Source organism: Enterobacter cloacae complex sp. P18RS, assembly GCF_014982105.1.
GTDB lineage: Bacteria > Pseudomonadota > Gammaproteobacteria > Enterobacterales > Enterobacteriaceae > Enterobacter > Enterobacter hormaechei_C.
This window is the reverse complement of record NZ_JADCKV010000003.1, coordinates 94587-111394: the sequence shown is the minus strand read 5'-3', so window position 1 is coordinate 111394 and position 16808 is coordinate 94587. Positions and strand designations below refer to the sequence as shown.

17 protein-coding genes are annotated in these 16808 nt (G+C 56.3%); 7 read left to right on the top strand and 10 right to left on the bottom strand.

All coding sequences use genetic code 11. The features are described 5' to 3' along the window. Window positions 1-237: 237 nt before the first annotated feature. Window positions 238-378 (bottom strand): protein YjjY, encoded by a 141-nt coding sequence (gene yjjY, locus INF61_RS02070; protein ID WP_001541509.1) that lies wholly within the window; start codon window positions 376-378, stop codon window positions 238-240. A gap of 95 nt (window positions 379-473) precedes the next feature. Between yjjY and arcA the strand changes: the two genes are divergently transcribed. After that, entirely contained in the window at window positions 474-1190 is a 717-nt protein-coding gene (arcA, locus tag INF61_RS02065; protein WP_003856501.1) for a two-component system response regulator ArcA, read from the top strand. A gap of 48 nt (window positions 1191-1238) precedes the next feature. Here arcA and creA read toward each other — a convergent pair whose 3' ends face one another. Continuing rightward, window positions 1239-1709 carry a protein CreA gene (creA, locus tag INF61_RS02060; RefSeq protein WP_017383825.1) on the bottom strand — a complete coding sequence of 157 codons (471 nt, stop codon included), beginning with the start codon at window positions 1707-1709 and terminating at the stop codon, window positions 1239-1241. Between the two features lie 214 nt (window positions 1710-1923). On the opposite strand from creA, the gene robA reads away from it, so the two are divergent. Continuing rightward, complete coding sequence (gene robA, locus INF61_RS02055) at window positions 1924-2793, top strand: MDR efflux pump AcrAB transcriptional activator RobA (protein ID WP_015572620.1); 870 nt, start codon at window positions 1924-1926, stop codon at window positions 2791-2793. Here robA and gpmB read toward each other — a convergent pair. Continuing rightward, window positions 2790-3437, bottom strand: coding sequence for a 2,3-diphosphoglycerate-dependent phosphoglycerate mutase GpmB (gene gpmB, locus INF61_RS02050; RefSeq protein ID WP_006810187.1), 648 nt, complete (start codon window positions 3435-3437; stop codon window positions 2790-2792). The two genes, robA and gpmB, sit on opposite strands and share 4 nt — an antisense overlap. 48 nt (window positions 3438-3485) lie before the next feature. Here gpmB and yjjX point away from each other — a divergent pair, with 48 nt between their 5' ends. After that, window positions 3486-4001: an inosine/xanthosine triphosphatase gene (yjjX, locus tag INF61_RS02045; RefSeq protein WP_193547485.1), complete on the top strand. Its 516-nt coding sequence runs from the start codon at window positions 3486-3488 to the stop codon at window positions 3999-4001. A 27-nt stretch (window positions 4002-4028) separates the two neighbouring features. Here yjjX and trpR read toward each other — a convergent pair whose 3' ends face one another. Next, complete coding sequence (trpR, locus tag INF61_RS02040; RefSeq protein WP_003856511.1) at window positions 4029-4358, bottom strand: trp operon repressor; 330 nt, start codon at window positions 4356-4358, stop codon at window positions 4029-4031. Window positions 4359-4413: 55 nt separating this feature from the next. Beyond that, a complete protein-coding gene (sltY, locus tag INF61_RS02035; protein ID WP_017694548.1) occupies window positions 4414-6351 on the bottom strand; it encodes a murein transglycosylase in 1938 nt (645 codons plus the stop codon). A 226-nt stretch (window positions 6352-6577) separates the two neighbouring features. Here sltY and ettA point away from each other — a divergent pair, with 226 nt between their 5' ends. Beyond that, window positions 6578-8245, top strand: a complete 1668-nt coding sequence (gene ettA / locus INF61_RS02030; protein WP_006810191.1) for an energy-dependent translational throttle protein EttA — start codon at window positions 6578-6580, stop codon at window positions 8243-8245. A 128-nt stretch (window positions 8246-8373) separates the two neighbouring features. Here ettA and INF61_RS02025 read toward each other — a convergent pair whose 3' ends face one another. Further along, complete coding sequence (locus tag INF61_RS02025; protein ID WP_015572618.1) at window positions 8374-9273, bottom strand: LysR family transcriptional regulator; 900 nt, start codon at window positions 9271-9273, stop codon at window positions 8374-8376. 108 nt (window positions 9274-9381) lie between these two features. On the opposite strand from INF61_RS02025, the gene INF61_RS02020 reads away from it, so the two are divergent. After that, the gene (locus INF61_RS02020) at window positions 9382-10383 is read left to right on the top strand and encodes a zinc-binding alcohol dehydrogenase family protein (protein ID WP_015572617.1); all 1002 of its coding nucleotides are present in this window, start codon (window positions 9382-9384) and stop codon (window positions 10381-10383) included. An 83-nt stretch (window positions 10384-10466) separates the two neighbouring features. Here the strand turns inward: INF61_RS02020 and nadR are convergent, their stop codons facing one another. The 3 genes from nadR to serB form a co-directional block, all read right to left on the bottom strand. Beyond that, complete coding sequence (nadR, locus tag INF61_RS02015; RefSeq protein ID WP_015572616.1) at window positions 10467-11699, bottom strand: multifunctional transcriptional regulator/nicotinamide-nucleotide adenylyltransferase/ribosylnicotinamide kinase NadR; 1233 nt, start codon at window positions 11697-11699, stop codon at window positions 10467-10469. A gap of 35 nt (window positions 11700-11734) precedes the next feature. Next, window positions 11735-13120, bottom strand: a complete 1386-nt coding sequence (gene radA / locus INF61_RS02010) for a DNA repair protein RadA (RefSeq protein WP_017383829.1) — start codon at window positions 13118-13120, stop codon at window positions 11735-11737. 75 nt (window positions 13121-13195) lie between these two features. Next, a complete protein-coding gene (gene serB, locus INF61_RS02005; protein WP_003856524.1) occupies window positions 13196-14164 on the bottom strand; it encodes a phosphoserine phosphatase in 969 nt (322 codons plus the stop codon). Window positions 14165-14281: 117 nt separating this feature from the next. Here serB and INF61_RS02000 point away from each other — a divergent pair, with 117 nt between their 5' ends. Continuing rightward, window positions 14282-14926 carry a YtjB family periplasmic protein gene (locus tag INF61_RS02000; protein ID WP_015572615.1) on the top strand — a complete coding sequence of 215 codons (645 nt, stop codon included), beginning with the start codon at window positions 14282-14284 and terminating at the stop codon, window positions 14924-14926. Window positions 14927-14965: 39 nt separating this feature from the next. Further along, window positions 14966-15982, top strand: coding sequence for a lipoate--protein ligase LplA (gene lplA, locus INF61_RS01995; RefSeq protein WP_015572614.1), 1017 nt, complete (start codon window positions 14966-14968; stop codon window positions 15980-15982). 85 nt (window positions 15983-16067) lie between these two features. Here the strand turns inward: lplA and deoD are convergent, their stop codons facing one another. Further along, window positions 16068-16787 (bottom strand): purine-nucleoside phosphorylase, encoded by a 720-nt coding sequence (gene deoD / locus INF61_RS01990; RefSeq protein WP_003856538.1) that lies wholly within the window; start codon window positions 16785-16787, stop codon window positions 16068-16070. Between the last annotated feature and the right edge of the window lie 21 nt (window positions 16788-16808).

Genomic DNA, 16808 nt, shown 5'->3' with positions numbered 1-16808 from the left:
AACAGAAGTCCATTATCCTTATGTTTTGTAATGATAATGACCATATGAATACTCTTTTCTGATTGGATTCGTACCGTTTATCAATCAATGTCCGCAACTAGTTGGTTTATTGAAAAATTGTGACAAAGGCTAGCATTCAGCTACGATGATTTCATCAAACTGTTAACGTGCTACAATTGAACTTGATATATGTCAACGAAGCGTAGTTTTATTGGGTGTCCGGTGTCACTTAGCCTGTTATGTTGCTGTTAAAATGGTTAGGATGACAGCCGTTTTTGACACTGTCGGGTCCAAAGGGAAAGTACCCACGACCAAGCTAATGATGTTGTTGACGTTGATGGAAAGTGCATCAAGAACGCAATTACGTACTTTAGTCACGTTAAGCCGATCATGTTAATTTGCGACATGCATCAGGCAGGTCAGGGACTTTTGTACTTCCTGTTTCGATTTAGTTGGCAATTTAGGTAGCAAACATGCAGACCCCGCACATTCTTATCGTTGAAGACGAGTTGGTAACACGCAACACGTTAAAGAGCATTTTCGAAGCAGAAGGCTACGATGTCTTTGAAGCGACCGATGGCGCAGAGATGCATCAGATCCTTTCTGAAAATGATATCAACCTGGTGATTATGGATATCAACCTGCCGGGCAAAAACGGGCTTCTTCTGGCGCGCGAACTGCGTGAACAGGCGAACGTCGCGTTGATGTTCCTGACGGGCCGTGACAACGAGGTTGATAAAATTCTTGGTCTGGAAATCGGCGCGGATGACTACATCACCAAGCCGTTCAACCCTCGCGAGTTAACCATTCGTGCACGCAACCTGCTGTCCCGCACCATGAATCTGGGTACGGTAAGTGAAGAGCGTCGTAGCGTCGACAGCTACAAATTCAACGGCTGGGAACTTGATATCAATAGCCGTTCGCTGATTAGCCCGAACGGTGAGCAGTACAAACTGCCGCGCAGTGAATTCCGCGCGATGCTGCACTTCTGCGAGAACCCGGGCAAGATTCAGTCCCGTGCAGAACTGCTGAAGAAAATGACCGGTCGTGAGTTGAAGCCACACGATCGTACCGTTGACGTAACCATCCGTCGTATTCGTAAGCACTTCGAATCTACGCCGGATACGCCGGAAATCATCGCCACGATCCATGGTGAAGGCTATCGTTTCTGCGGTGACCTCCAGGAGTAATTCTCCCGTCACGCAGTAAAAAACGGCGCATTTGCGCCGTTTTTTTTATCAATGCCACGGCATAATCGGTACCGCGCTTATCGCGTTTTTCGGTGAGCCGTCCACGACTTTGTCGGAATAAGCCAGATAAGCCAGGGTGTTACGCTTCGCGTCATAAAAACGGACCACCTGTAGCTTTTTGAACACCAGCGAGGTCCGTTTCTGGAATACGACGTCGCCCTGCGCTTTGCCGTTTTTGATTTTGTCACTCAATTCCACCGGGCCAACCTGCTGGCAGGAGATGGCCGCGTCAGACGTGTCTTCAGCCAGCCCCAGGCCGCCTTTAATCCCGCCGGTCTTTGCCCGGCTGACATAGCAGGTGACGTTTTTAACGTCCGGATCGTCAAAGGCTTCCACCACAATTTTGTGGTCCGGCCCAAACATTTTAAACACAGTATCCACGGAGCCAATTTGCTCCGCCTGTGCCACGCGCCCTGCCATCAGCGCCAGTGCTGCAAAGACTAAAACCTTGTATTTCATATTGTTACCATTCATAAAAATTACGCTGAGCGATTATTCAACAGGTTAGATAAAAATGTAGCAAGATCACAGGATTAGAATATATCCGCACATAAATCACTACAAAAAGCATTTATGCGCAAAAAAAACACTGAATGCTAAAACGTCAAAAAATGCTATTATCCGCTAACCTGTAAACAGGCACCTGCGGCAGTTTTAAGGATGAGGATAGTATATGGATCAGGCTGGAATTATTCGCGACCTGCTCACCTGGCTGGAAGGTCATCTCGACCAGCCTTTGTCACTGGATAATGTGGCGGCAAAAGCAGGCTATTCCAAGTGGCATCTGCAAAGGATGTTCAAGGATGTCACCGGTCATGCTATCGGTGCCTATATTCGCGCACGTCGTTTATCAAAGTCTGCTGTCGCGTTGCGCCTGACCGCGCGACCAATCCTGGATATTGCCCTGCAATATCGCTTCGATTCACAGCAAACCTTCACCCGCGCCTTTAAAAAACAGTTCTCGTTAACGCCAGCACTTTATCGCCGCTCGCCGGACTGGAGCTCCTTTGGTATGCGTCCGCCGCTGCGTCTGGGCGAGTTTGCGATGCCAAAATATGAAATCATCACCCTGCCGGAAACGCACCTGGTCGGCACCACGCAGAGCTACTCCTGTTCCCTGGAGCAGATCTCCGAGTTCCGCCATCAGATGCGCGTTCAGTTCTGGCGCGAATTTTTAAGCCATGCTCCGGCGCTCCCGCCGATTCTGTATGGCCTGAACGAAACGCATCCCAGCCAGGAAAAAGACGACGAGCAGGAGGTGTTCTATACCACGGCGCTGACGCCTGACATGGCGAACGGTTACATTCATGGCTCGAAGCCTGTCGTGCTGGAAGGCGGCGAGTATGTGATGTTCTCATACGAAGGTTTAGGAACGGGCGTTCAGGAGTTCATCCTGACCGTTTACGGGACCTGCATGCCGATGCTGAATCTGAATCGCCGTAAAGGTCAGGACATTGAGCGCTACTATCCGGCGCAAGATGCTAAACCGGAAGAAGGCCCTATCAATCTGCGTATGGAATTCCTGATTCCGGTACGTCGTTAACGCTGCAATTCGTCCAGAGCAGGGGCATCAAGATGCGAAATGTCCCCTGCCATCTCAACTACCCACCCCGATGCCAGCCAGGCACTTTCCTGATAGTCGATACGGGAAATGGAACAGTTGCGCAGCCGCAAACGGCGTTCGGCGTAAGCCGGCAGTCCCAGAATGGTGCTCACCAGGCAACCCAGCGCGATACCGTGGCTCACCAGCAGCGGTCGGCTACCTGCCGGGAGTTTCAGGCACTCGGCCAGCGCGGCATGCATGCGCACGCTCAGCTCCTGCATGGATTCCCCTTCAGGGATGCGACCATCTTCAGTGCCGTTCACCAGCGTGCGGCGCCAGCCTTCTTCGGTTTCCGTCAGCGTATCGATAGGACGTTTTTCCAGCACGCCCATATCCAGCTCGCGCAGACGCGGTTCGAGGGTCACGTCGCAGCCACAGGCATCGGCGATGATGCGTGCCGTCTGCTGCGTGCGGCCTAAATCACTGGAGATGACGTGAGTGATACCCAGCGTTCTGGCGCGCTCCGCCACCTGCCACGCTTGCTGCACACCTTTGTCGGTGAGAGGACTGTCTGACTGGCCTTGAATACGTCGCTCGGCGTTCCACTGCGTTTCACCGTGGCGAACAAGGTATACCTGTAACATGCTTTTTTTCCGTTATACTGCGATGAATTTTTTAAATCGAGCTTAATTATGCACCATGTTGTCTCTGCTACCACCAATCCTGCCAAAATTCAGGCAATTCTAAGGGCATTTGAAGAGATCTTCGGCGAAGGATCCTGCCATATTGACGCCGTCGGCGTCGAGAGCGGTGTGCCGGAACAGCCGTTTGGCAGCGAGGAAACACGCGCTGGCGCACGAAATCGCGTGGCGAATGCAAAAGCCGCCGCGCCAGACGCTGACTTCTGGGTCGCGATTGAAGCAGGCATCGACGAAGGGGCGACCTTCAGCTGGGTTGTCATCGAAAGCCGTGAGCAGCGCGGCGAAGCGCGTTCTGCCACGCTGCCGCTGCCGGAAGTCATACAGGAGAAAGTCCGCGCGGGTGAGGCGCTGGGGCCGGTAATGTCGCACTACACCGGCATTGATGAAATTGGTCGTAAAGAGGGGGCGATTGGCGTCTTTACGGGTGGCAAGCTTACGCGTTCAGGCGTTTACCACCAGGCCGTTATTCTGGCGTTAAGTCCGTTTCATAACGCGATTTATCGTTAAGTTTGCAGGCCGGATAAGGCGAAGCCGTCATCCGGCGTTTTTCAGCAATACGGCTTCCAGCCACTGACGCAGTTCAACCGGCGCCGACTTCAGGCTGTTTGAACCCCGGGTGATGGTCGCGATACCCGCGCCCAGCTCGTTTTTCAGCTCGCGCTGGCTCATTTCGCCGCGCAGCAGTTCCTCAATAATGCGTACCCGCGTGCCCAGCGCTTCGCGTTCATCGGGCGTCAGCATCAGCTGTAGCAACGGTAAATGCAGATCTTTGTCGTAAGACTGGCGGAGCAACTCCACAAAACGAAGCCACTCCTGATGACGCTGTTCGGCCATGGCCGAGGAATACGGGGAATGCTGGGTCATGTTATGCTGCCTCTTGTACTCATTAGCGAGTACAGCATAACACAACCCGCGCCGATCAGTAACGTCTCTGCCACTCGGCATCGCTCATCAGGGTATCTTTCTGCCCCATGAAGTAGCGATAGTAGGCGTCATAAGCCAGCACATTCTTCACATAGCCGCGCGTTTCCGAGAACGGAATGCTCTCGACAAACGCCACGGCGTCGATGCGCCCTGCGCTGTTGCCAAGCCATGTCCGCACGCGGCCAGGCCCGGCGTTGTACGCCGCTGACGCGAAGATACGGTTATTACCGAACTGCTGATAGACGTACTGCAAGTAGCTGGTACCGATGTTGATGTTAGTCTCCGGATCCAGCAGCTGGGACGGGCTGCTGTAGCCTGGAATATTAAACATCTTCACCGTGTGCGTCGCGGTACCCGGCATAATCTGCATCAGGCCGCTGGCACCTACCGGAGAACGCACTTTCGGGTTCCAGGCGCTCTCCTGACGGGCAATGGCCATCGCGTAGCTTTGCGGAATATCTTTGCCGCTGGTGTAGCGATCGAACAGATCCTTATAAGCCAGCGGGAAACGCTCTTCGAGATGATCCCACAGTTTGCCGGCGATCGTCGCCTGCACGCTCAGATCCCACCAGCGATTATCAAATGCATAGCGGGCAAGCTGCGCTTTCTCATCGGTGGTACGGCTGGTGACCAGATTCGCCCATTCGCTGCGCGCGGTATTATCCAGATTCCAGTACATCAGCTCGCGCACGCGCGCCATTTCCGGCCCCTGCGTCAGCGCCGGGTTCGCGTTGGCTGGCGCTTTGTCGATCTTCAGGGTGTACTCCTCGCCCAGACGCTGCGCCGCCGCCATCGGGTAGAATCCGCGCTGCTGCATCAGGGAGTGGAGGATCTCTTTGGCTTCATCTTCACGACCACGTTCGAGCAGCATGTCCGCCTGCCAGTAACGCCATTCATCTTTCTCTTTGGCATCCATCGGCAGACGCGCCAGCCAGGTATTGAGGCCACGACGATCGCCCGTTCCCAGCGCCATGCGCACGCGACGCTCCACCAGCGAGACAGAGTTTGAACGCATCACCGCATCATCACGCCAGCGCGCCTGTTCGTCGGTGACATCTGTCCCCATCAGTCGCCATGCCACGATATCGCGCAGCTCCTGAGTTTGATCGTCATTAAGCTGCTGGGCCTGCACCAGCTGCGGGATCATCAGCCGGGCGTTTTCCACATCATCACGCGCCACGCTGGCAAAGGCCACCGCCGCCATCTGGCGGGTAAAATCGGTCGCGCCGGTAGTACGCGCAAACGTCAGCACGGTATTGGGATCGTTTGCAAGACTGATAACGGCAGACGCAATGGTCTGATAATCTGCGGGCATCTGGCCCGCCAGCACGGTGACCAGCCGGGTGTTTCCGGCCTTCATCGCCAGGCGAATACGTTCCAGGTAAGAGAGCGGATCCTGCTTGCCCGAGGCGCGCCAGGCGCTGAACAGCGGGTCACAGGCGTTTGGCTGGCTTTTGCCCGTCAGCCACAGCTCTTTCGCGCCGGTCCAGGCTTCCTCCTGCTGACCGGTCGCCCATTTCGCATAATAGTAATTACACTGCGCTTCCGTCGCGCCCGGTTTATCCGGGCTGAAGGCCAGCAGGCCGCGCCAGTCTTCGCGACGGGCCAGCTCGTTCACAAACCGGGACTTCAGGGTGCGCGCAGGCGGCAGGGTCGGGTTCGCCTGAATGAAGTTATTCACGGTGACGGTCGGTTGATTCATGAGATCGTCCGTGATCTGACGATACTCAAGATACGGATACAGCGGATAATCCTTCAGCGTCGGCATCAGCGCCTGCACGGTATCCATCTGCTTGTTGTCCCATGCCTGTTTAATCTGGGCATAGCGGTTACGTTGTTCATCCAGTGAATCGGCATGCACCGCCTGGCTTACCGCCATTACGCATACGCTGGCAGCCAGCAGACGCCAGACCACCCGTTTGGCTTTTTCCACAAGCTCTTCCTCATTGTTTTTCGTCAGTTGCAGCGTCTTGCCACGTCAAAGTTACATCAACTTATGCTAACCAGGCATCCCACAACGCGCCACGTCATGGACACTTTTTTACCTTTCTTGCGCGTTTTAACACTCCCGACGTTCCTGGCTGGGATTAGGGCGTGAAAAAGGCTACACTTCGAGGCTGAAATTCATTCTCATCACGATAAAAGAGGCGAAGTCCAACGTGGCTCAATTCGTTTATACCATGCATCGTGTCGGCAAAGTTGTCCCGCCGAAACGTCATATTCTTAAAAATATCTCGCTGAGCTTCTTCCCGGGCGCAAAAATCGGTGTTCTGGGTCTCAACGGTGCCGGTAAGTCCACCCTGCTGCGCATCATGGCCGGCATCGATACAGACATCGAAGGTGAAGCCCGTCCGCAGCCTGGCATTAAGATCGGCTACCTGCCGCAGGAACCCCAGCTGAACCCGGAACACACCGTGCGTGAATCCGTTGAAGAAGCGGTATCCGAGGTGGTTAACGCCCTGAAAGGTCTGGATGAAGTGTATGCCAAATACGCCGAGCCGGATGCGGACTTCGACAAACTGGCCGCTCAGCAGGGCAAATATGAAGAGATTATCCAGGCGCACGACGGTCACAACCTGAACGTGCAGCTGGAGCGCGCGGCTGATGCCCTGCGTCTGCCAGACTGGGATGCGAAAATCGCTAACCTGTCCGGTGGTGAACGCCGCCGCGTGGCGCTGTGCCGCCTGCTGCTGGAAAAACCAGACATGCTGCTGCTCGACGAACCTACCAACCACCTGGATGCGGAATCCGTGGCGTGGCTGGAGCGCTTCCTGCACGACTTCGAAGGCACCGTGGTGGCGATTACCCACGACCGTTACTTCCTCGACAACGTTGCGGGCTGGATCCTGGAGCTGGACCGCGGCGAAGGTATTCCGTGGGAAGGCAACTACTCCTCCTGGCTGGAGCAGAAAGATCAGCGTCTGGCGCAGGAAGCATCTCAGGAAGCGGCGCGTCGTAAGTCTATCGAGAAAGAGCTGGAGTGGGTGCGTCAGGGCGCGAAAGGCCGTCAGTCCAAGGGCAAAGCACGTCTGGCACGCTTCGAAGAGCTGAACAACACTGAATACCAGAAACGTAACGAAACCAACGAACTGTTTATTCCACCTGGCGCACGTCTGGGGGATAAAGTGGTTGAAGTGACCAACCTGCGTAAGTCCTACGGCGACCGTCTGCTGATCGACGACCTGACCTTCTCCGTGCCGAAAGGCGCTATCGTTGGCATCATCGGTCCGAACGGCGCAGGTAAATCGACCCTGTTCCGCATGATGTCCGGTCAGGAACAGCCTGACAGCGGCTCTATCACCCTGGGTGAAACCGTGAAGCTGGCTTCCGTGGACCAGTTCCGCGACGCAATGGATAACAGCAAAACCGTGTGGGAAGAGGTTTCCGGCGGTCTGGATATCATGCGTATCGGCAACACCGAGATGCCAAGCCGCGCTTACGTTGGCCGCTTTAACTTTAAGGGCACTGACCAGGGCAAACGCGTGGGCGAGCTGTCCGGCGGTGAGCGCGGTCGTCTGCACCTGGCGAAACTGCTCCAGGTTGGCGGCAACGTTCTGCTGCTTGATGAACCTACCAACGATCTGGACATCGAAACCCTGCGCGCGCTGGAAAACGCCCTGCTGGAGTTCCCGGGCTGCGCGATGGTTATCTCGCACGACCGCTGGTTCCTGGACCGCATCGCAACCCACATCCTGGACTACCAGGACGAAGGTAAGGTGGAGTTCTTCGAAGGTAACTTCACCGAATACGAAGAGTACAAGAAACGCACGCTGGGCGCAGACGCGCTGGAGCCGAAGCGTATTAAGTACAAGCGTATTGCGAAATAAAAGCAAAACGGCAACTTCGGTTGCCGTTTTTTATGTTTGTACCCTCTCCCCGTGGGAGAGGGCCAGGGTGAGGGCATCAGGCCGCACAGTGTGTAGGCCGGGTAAGGCGAAGCCGCCACCCGGCTTTTTTATTTGCCCACGTAATACCGCTTCACCTCATCAAACTGCATCGCAAAGTCGATATAGCTCATCAGCGCAGGCGAATTGAGCTTACGGCTCGGGTAGGCCAGCCAGAGATCGTTTCCCTCAACGCTCCACGCCGGCAGCACCTTCACCAGCGCGCCCTTTTCGATCTTATCTTCCAGCAGGAATGCGGGTAACAGCGTGATCCCCGCCCCGGCAATGGCGCATTCCCGGGCGTACACCAGGTTATCGGTCATATGGGCGTTATCCGGCAGGTAGCGGTAATCCTCACTCTCGCTTCGCAGAAGCCACTCCGACCATGCCCGGTGCGTAATGCAGCGGTGCTCCACCAGCTGTCGGGGATGGATTAACGGCGCCCGACGCGCCAGGTAGTGGGGCGAGGCCAGCATGTAGCGCGGACAGTGCCCAATCATGCGGCCAATCAGGGAAGAATCCTGCGGTTTGCCGGTGCGCAGCGCCACGTCAAAGCCAGACTCGACCAGATCCACCACGTCGTCTGAGATCGACACATCCAGCGACACGTCCGGATAGCGAAGCTGGAACTCGGCATTCATATGCGCCAGCAGCGTCGCGCCAATTCCCGCCGGACAGGTGATCCGCAGCCGCCCGCTGGGGTTTTCGCGCAGCCGCTGAATGGCATACTCCGCGCGCTCGCTGGCCGCCAGCATCTCGCGACAGTGCACCAGATAGTGCTCGCCTGCAAACGTCAGGCTTATTCTGCGCGTGGTGCGATTCAACAGACGGATCCCCACCTGTTGCTCCAGCTGGCTAATCCGCTGGCTGACGCTGGATTTCGGCAGTTCCGCCTTCTGCGCCGCCGCGGTAAAGCTGCCCATCTCGGCCACCAGCGCAAAAAGCGCCATATCCTGAAGCTGTTTAAACATGATTGTTCACCCTGTACGAACGCTGAGTTCTTGATTGTCCATCTTATCATGCAGCTGACCACTTAATAGACTAGCCTCAACAAAACGCATGCCATTGAGGAGCACACCATGTCAGTGAAAGCCATTGCCGTTAACCCGGAAAATCCCTCCACCTTCGTTGAAATCACTCCGCCGATGCCGCAGCCCGGTGAACACGATCTGCTGGTGGAGGTAAAAGCCGTCTCCGTAAACCCGGTGGACACCAAGGTACATGCAGGCATTGCCAAAAGCGGACTGAAGGAGCCGCGCATTCTCGGGTGGGATGCCAGCGGTATCGTAAAAGCCGTTGGGGCTGGCGTCACCGGATTCAAACCGGGTGACGAAGTGTGGTACGCGGGGGACATCACCCGCCCGGGCAGCAATACCACGCATCAGCTGATCGATGCGCGCATTGTCGGGCACAAGCCTGCAAGCCTTGACTGGGCCGCCTCGGCAGCACTGCCGCTGACGGCGCTTACCGCGTGGGAAGGCCTGTTTGAACGGCTGAAGATTCAGGATGCCGACGCAGATAAAACGCTGCTGATAATTGGCGGCGCGGGTGGAGTCGGATCGCTGGCGATCCCGTTTGCGAAGCACAACAGCAAGGTGAAGATCGTCGCAACCGCTTCACGAGAAGATTCCGCCCGGTGGTGTCGCGATCGCGGGGCTGACATTGTCGTAAATTACCACGACCTGAAGGGTGAACTGGCGAAACAGGGGCTCACTTTTGTGGATTACATTTTTATCCTCAACGATACCGACGGGCACTGGGATGCGGTCAGCGATCTGATTGCCCCTCAGGGAGACATTTGTTCCATCGTTGAAAACGCGCATCCGCTGAACCAAGACAAGCTGAAGTCCAAATCTGCCGCCCTGCACTGGGAATTTATGTACACCCGTAGCATGTACCAGACCACGGATATGGCGCGTCAGGGTGAGATTTTAGATGAGGTGGCGAAGCTGGTGGATAACGGCGTGGTGGAAAGCTCGCTCAGCGAAACGCTGCACGGGCTAAGCGTGGAAAGCATTACCGAAGCGCACCGCAGGGTGCTGGAGGGGCATATGCGTGGGAAGGTGGTGGTTGAGTATTGAGTGAACTGATTCCCTCACCCCGGCCCTCTCCCAAAGGGAGAGGGCGATTAAAGCCCCCTCTCCTGGTGGGAGAGGGGAAGTTATTAACCCTGCTCCCCCATCATCTCCTTCACCAGCTCGACGCAGCGCAGGAAGCGGGAGTCGTAGTCCGACTCTTCCACATGTACAAACTCAACGTTGTTCTCGTTAAGCATCTCTACCAGCATGGTCTGGAACTCCCGCCTGTCCACCGAGCTGCCCAGGCTGCGCATGCCGTCGGCCACCCACGGGGTGTTGTTTTCCAGCAGGATCACCAGGTCAAAGCGGTATTCGTCAATCAGCGCCTGCACAAACGGGTGCTCGCGCCCTTCGTACTTTTTGCAGAACGCCTGCGTGGTGACGAAATCGGTATCAATAAAGGCGACTTTATTGGCGTATTTCACCGCAAAATCAATGTACTGGGCATGACCGAGCGCGATTTTATCGTAGTCGGAATACTGCAACGCCATCTCGTCGCCGCCAAGGTGTGAGAAGACGTAATCGCGACCATACTCCCACGCACTGGTGGTATTGAAGATGTTCGCCAGCTTATTTACCAGCGTCGATTTCCCGCTCGACTCGCCGCCGAGGATCGCCACCGTACGCACGAAGAACGGCTTCACCTCGGTCGGGATGTAGTCCCAGTAACGGAACGGGTTCTCGCGGATCTGCGCCCCGCTGATGTTCATGAAGGTGCGTTTAGGATCGATCAGCACCGTCTCGATGCCCAGATGCTCGCGGAACTGCGGCGCGTCGGACTCTTCAGAGGTGTAGATCCAGTTAGGCGCAATGCCCTTCTCTTCCATAAACGCTTTGATGCCGTTGCTCCACACGTCCCAGCCGTGCGGATACGGCTCCATGCCCTCTTCGTTAAAGGCATGAATACGAATATTTTTCTGATATTTAAAGGTCTGAAGCAGCCAGCGCAGGCGGTCCGGCACGGTGGGTTGCTGCGACATGGCGCTGTCTTCAAACAGCTGGCGATCGCGGGTTTCATCATAACCCATGATGATATGCAGTTCGTCGACCTGGCTACAGGCGCGCTGGATCAGATAGATATGCCCGGTATGCAGCGGGTAGAACTTACCGAACACCACGCCAATGTTCTTTTGCATCCGCGGAAATTCAAGCCCCAGAAAACGGTGCAGCGCTTCCAGCTTCTGCGCGCTGGGGCTTTTGATTTTGGCGTTCAGCAGTTGGCTCAGGTAGCCCTTGGTCATGCCGCTGGCGTCCGCCACCTGCTGCAACGTGCAGCCCTTCTGGCGGATAGCGGTCTTGATGTAGTCAAATGATGACATAAATTACGGTGCCTCCTGCAAAATCGAATACGTAATTATAAGTCGTCAAAGACATTTAACGCATCTGCAAGTTTTTTAACGCCAAAAACCTGCATCCCTTCCGGAATTTTTTTCGGCACGTTGGCGGCCGGAACAATCGCGCGGCGGAAGCCATGTTTTGCCGCTTCGGAGATACGCTCCTGACCGCTCGGCACCGGGCGGATCTCGCCGGCCAACCCTACCTCACCAAATACCACCAGATCCTGCGGCAACGGTCTGTCGCGCAGGCTGGAGACCATTGCCAGCAGCAGCGCCAGGTCTGCGCTGGTTTCCGTAACCTTCACCCCACCAACCACGTTGACGAACACATCCTGATCCGCCATTTGCAGACCGCCGTGACGGTGCAGCACCGCCAGCAGGATCGCCAGGCGGTTCTGTTCCAGACCGACCGCCACGCGCCGCGGGTTGCCCATCATCGATTGATCCACCAGCGCCTGAATTTCAACCAGCAGCGGACGCGTCCCCTCCCACAGCACCATCACCGAACTACCGGACGTGATCTCGTCGCCACGGCTCAGGAAGATAGCCGACGGGTTGCTGACTTCGCGAAGCCCCTGCTCGGTCATGGCAAACACGCCCAGCTCATTCACCGCGCCAAAGCGGTTTTTATGGCTGCGCAGGGTACGAAAACGGGAATCTGCATCGCCATCGAGCATCACCGAGCAGTCGATACAGTGTTCAAGCACTTTCGGTCCCGCCAGCGAGCCGTCTTTGGTCACATGACCAACCATCACAATCGCCACGCCGCGCGTTTTGGCAAAGCGCGTCAGGTAGGCCGCGGTTTCACGCACCTGCGCCACGCTTCCCGGTGACGACTGAATGTCAGCCATATGCATCACCTGAATGGAGTCAATCACCATCAGCTTCGGCTGCTCTTCTTCGGCGATCATGCAGATCTGCTCGATGCTGGTTTCCGAAAGCATATTCAGATTGCCGGTCGGCAGGCCGAGGCGGTGCGCGCGCATCGCCACCTGCTGAAGTGATTCTTCCCCCGTGACGTACAGGGTTTTCATCTGTTCGGCTAGCTTGCAGAGCGTTTGCAGCAGCAGGGTCGATTTACCCGCGCCCGGGTTACCGCCGATCAGAATGGCGCTGCCCGGCACTACGCCACCGCCGAGCACGCGGTCAAATTCTTTGAATCCGGTGGAAAAGCGCGGCAGCGCTTCCAGGCTGATATCCGAAAGTTTTTGTACCTTCGACACGCCTGCATTGCCCGCATAGCCGCTCAGCCGTTCATTGCGGGCCACGCTCGGCGAAGCCGCCACACCACGCACTTCGGTGATGGTGTTCCAGGCATGACAGGCGCTGCATTGCCCCTGCCAGCGCGGATAATCCGCACCACATTCATTACAGACAAATGCGCGTTTTGGAGCTTTCGCCACGGTTTACCTCGTTATTTCTGTGCGGTCTGCGCGCCGGGTGGCGCTGACGCTTACCCGGCCTACAAAAGCAGGCCGCTATTTTTGATTAATGCTGCCGGAGAGAATGCAGAACACCCCCATCAGATCAGCATGACGGATAGTGACTTCCGTCTTTTCATTCACTTTCGGCTTGGCATGGTAGGCAATACCCAGCCCGGCAACTTTGATCATCGGCAGATCGTTCGCGCCATCGCCGATGGCGACGGTCTGCTCGACCGGAATGGCATATTTCTCCGCCAGACGCGTCAGCGTATTGGCTTTGTACTGCGCATCCACGATGTCGCCGATGACCTGTCCGGTGAGTTTGCCGTCCATGATCTCCAGCTCGTTTGCCACCACGGTGGTCAGACGCAGCTTGTCACGCAGGTAGTCGGCAAAGAAGGTGAACCCGCCGGAGGCAATCGCCACTTTCCAGCCGAGCGTCTCCAGCTTGAGCACCAGCTGCGTCAGCCCAGGCATCAGGGGCAGTTCATCGCGCACCTGACGCAAAATGTTAGCATCGGCCCCCTTCAGGGTCGCCACGCGCTGTCTCAGGCTGGCGGTGAAATCCAGCTCGCCGCGCATCGCGCGCTCGGTGACTTCCGCCACCAGCTCGCCGCTGCCCGCCAGTTTAGCAATCTCGTCAATACATTCGATCTGAATGGCGGTGGAGTCCATGTCCATTACCAGCAGGCCGGGCGTTTTCAGGTGCGGAATTTTGCCGAGGGGGGCAACGTCCAGCCCGGCGTCGTGCGCCAGACGCGTGGCGCGCTGCGTCAGGGAACCCGCCAGGCGAATAACCTGATAATCTTCCACGCACCAGGCCGCAACGATGACCATCGCTGCGCCCAGTTTGGTTTGATACTGGGTGAGGCGTTGCTTATCCAGGCCGCGTCCGTACAGCAGCCAGCCGCTACGGCCAGCGTGGTAATCGAGAGGCATCACCTCATCGCCACTTAAAGAGAGCGGCAATCCTGGCCATAAAGAGACATCCGTTGGCAGGTCGCACCAGGTAATGTTCGGCATTGAAGCTCCTGTAATTTCGTTCGCGCCGGAAGGTTCCAGAGGGAAAATAACGCATGAGGCTACCCTGTAACCATCACTTCTGGCAACATTAAGCCGTAAATTTTAAGCAGGTGGAATATGGCTCGCGCAAAACTGAAATTCCGGCTTCATCGCGCCGTGATTGTCCTGATCTGTCTCGCACTATTAGTGGCGCTGATGCAGGGGGCATCCTGGTTTAGCCAGAATCACCAACGACAGCGTAACCCGCAGTTTGAGGAACTGGCCCGGACGCTGGCGCGCCAGGTGACGCTCAACGTTGCGCCGTCTATGCGCACCGAAACGCCGGATGATAAGCGAATAGCCCAGGTATTGCGCCAGCTTACGGAAAACAGCCGCATTCTGGATGCGGGCGTGTACGATGAACAGGGCGACCTGATTGCCCGCGCGGGTGAGCATGTCGACGTGCGCGACAGGCTGGCGCTGGATGGCAAAAAAGCCGGGGGTTATTTCAACCAACAAATCGTCGAACCCATTCAGGGCAAGAATGGTCCGCTCGGCTATTTACGTCTGACACTCGACACCCACACCCTGCCAACCGAAGCCAAACAGGTGGATAACACCACCAATATTTTGCGCCTGATGCTGCTGCTCTCGCTGGCGATTGGCGTGGTACTGGCGCGCACGCTGCTCCAGGGCAAACGCACCCGCTGGCAGCAGTCGCCGTTCCTGTTAACCGCCAGCAAGTCGGTTCCCGAAGAGGAAGAGAGCGAGAAGAAAGAATAATGATAAAGTAGGCGGATGATTCGGAAAAGGAAATCTGCCATGTCGACGTTACGCCTGCTAATCTCTGACTCTTACGATCCCTGGTTTAACCTGGCGGTGGAAGAGTGCATCTTCCGCCAGATGCCTGCCACCCAGCGCGTCCTGTTTCTCTGGCGCAACGCCGATACGGTCGTTATTGGTCGCGCGCAAAATCCGTGGAAAGAGTGTAACACCCGCCGTATGGAAGAGGACAACGTCCGCCTGGCGCGCCGCAGCAGCGGCGGCGGTGCGGTGTTTCACGATCTGGGCAACACCTGCTTTACCTTTATGGCGGGCAAGCCGGAATACGACAAAACCATCTCGACCTCCATTGTGCTTAACGCGCTCAATTCACTCGGCGTGACGGCTGAAGCCTCGGGACGTAACGATCTGGTCGTGAAAACGCCTGAAGGCGACCGGAAAGTGTCAGGCTCAGCCTACCGCGAAACGATGGATCGCGGATTCCACCACGGCACATTATTGCTGAATGCCGATCTGAGCCGTCTGGCAAACTATCTGAATCCGGACAAGAAAAAGCTCCAGGCTAAGGGAATTACCTCCGTGCGCGGTCGCGTGGCGAATCTGGTGGAGCTCCTGCCGGGGATTACCCATGAACGCATTTGCGATGCGATCCGCGAGGCCTTTTTCAGGCATTACGGTGAACGCGTAGAAGCCGAGGTGATTTCTCCGGATAAAACCCCGGATCTGCCAAACTTCGCGGAAACCTTCGCCCGCCAGAGCAGCTGGGAGTGGAATTTCGGTCAGGCACCGGCGTTTTCACACCTGCTGGATGAGCGATTTACCTGGGGCGGCGTTGAGCTGCACTTTGACGTCGAGAAAGGCCATATCTCTCGTACTCAGGTATTTACGGATAGTCTTAATCCGGCACCGTTAGAAGCGCTGGCTGCACGTTTGCAGGGCTGTCTCTATCGGGCAGATATGCTGCAACAGGAGTGTGACGCGTTACGTGTTGATTTTCCGGAACAGGAACAAGAGTTGCGGGAGTTATCGGCGTGGATTGCGCAGGCAGTACGCTAATAAAAAAGCCCGCTGGCGCTCTGCTTAGCGGGCCTGGAAAACCGCAGGCCGGGTCGAGCGAAGCCGCCACCCGGCACAACAGGTATTACTCTTTATCGCCCAGCAGAACGGATTCCAGCGCGATTTTGATCATGTCGTTGAAGGTGGTCTGACGCTCGGCAGCGGTAGTCTGCTCGTGGGTACGGATGTGGTCAGACACGGTGCAGATGGTCAGCGCTTTCGCACCGAATTCAGCCGCCACGCCGTAGATACCGGCCGCTTCCATTTCCACGCCCAGAATGCCGTATTTTTCCATCACGTCGAACATGTCACCTTCTGGTGAGTAGAACAGATCGGCAGAGAACAGGTTGCCCACGCGCGCGTCAACGCCCAGCGCTTTTGCCGCGTCAACCGCGTTACGCACCATGTCAAAGTCAGCGATGGCTGCAAAATCATGATCTTTAAAGCGAATGCGGTTGACTTTAGAGTCGGTGCACGCGCCCATGCCGATCACCACGTCACGCAGCTTAACGTCCATGCGCACTGCGCCGCAGGAGCCGACACGGATGATTTTCTTCACGCCGAAATCGGTGATCAGCTCTTTGGTGTAGATGGAGCAGGATGGGATACCCATGCCGTGACCCATCACGGAGATTTTGCGGCCTTTATAGGTGCCGGTGAAGCCCAGCATGCCGCGCACGTTGTTCACTTCACGCACGTCTTCGAGGAAGGTTTCTGCAATGTGCTTCGCGCGCAGCGGGTCGCCCGGCATCAATACGACGTCAGCGAAATCACCCATTTCTGCATTAATGTGAGGAGTTGCCATCTTCAGTTCCTTTTACATTGT

Bases quoted from the DNA above. Each gene is read 5' to 3' on its own strand.
- lplA (WP_015572614.1), top strand. From the start codon at position 14,966: ATGTCGACGTTACGCCTGCTAATCTCTGACTCTTACGATCCCTGGTTT.
- yjjX (WP_193547485.1), top strand. From the start codon at position 3,486: ATGCACCATGTTGTCTCTGCTACCACCAATCCTGCCAAAATTCAGGCA.
- deoD (WP_003856538.1), bottom strand. From the start codon at position 16,787: ATGGCAACTCCTCACATTAATGCAGAAATGGGTGATTTCGCTGACGTC.
- INF61_RS02025 (WP_015572618.1), bottom strand. From the start codon at position 9,273: ATGTTTAAACAGCTTCAGGATATGGCGCTTTTTGCGCTGGTGGCCGAG.
- INF61_RS02000 (WP_015572615.1), top strand. From the start codon at position 14,282: ATGGCTCGCGCAAAACTGAAATTCCGGCTTCATCGCGCCGTGATTGTC.
- nadR (WP_015572616.1), bottom strand. From the start codon at position 11,699: ATGTCATCATTTGACTACATCAAGACCGCTATCCGCCAGAAGGGCTGC.
- INF61_RS02020 (WP_015572617.1), top strand. From the start codon at position 9,382: ATGTCAGTGAAAGCCATTGCCGTTAACCCGGAAAATCCCTCCACCTTC.
- robA (WP_015572620.1), top strand. From the start codon at position 1,924: ATGGATCAGGCTGGAATTATTCGCGACCTGCTCACCTGGCTGGAAGGT.
- creA (WP_017383825.1), bottom strand. From the start codon at position 1,709: ATGAAATACAAGGTTTTAGTCTTTGCAGCACTGGCGCTGATGGCAGGG.
- gpmB (WP_006810187.1), bottom strand. From the start codon at position 3,437: ATGTTACAGGTATACCTTGTTCGCCACGGTGAAACGCAGTGGAACGCC.
- arcA (WP_003856501.1), top strand. From the start codon at position 474: ATGCAGACCCCGCACATTCTTATCGTTGAAGACGAGTTGGTAACACGC.
- trpR (WP_003856511.1), bottom strand. From the start codon at position 4,358: ATGACCCAGCATTCCCCGTATTCCTCGGCCATGGCCGAACAGCGTCAT.
- serB (WP_003856524.1), bottom strand. From the start codon at position 14,164: ATGCCGAACATTACCTGGTGCGACCTGCCAACGGATGTCTCTTTATGG.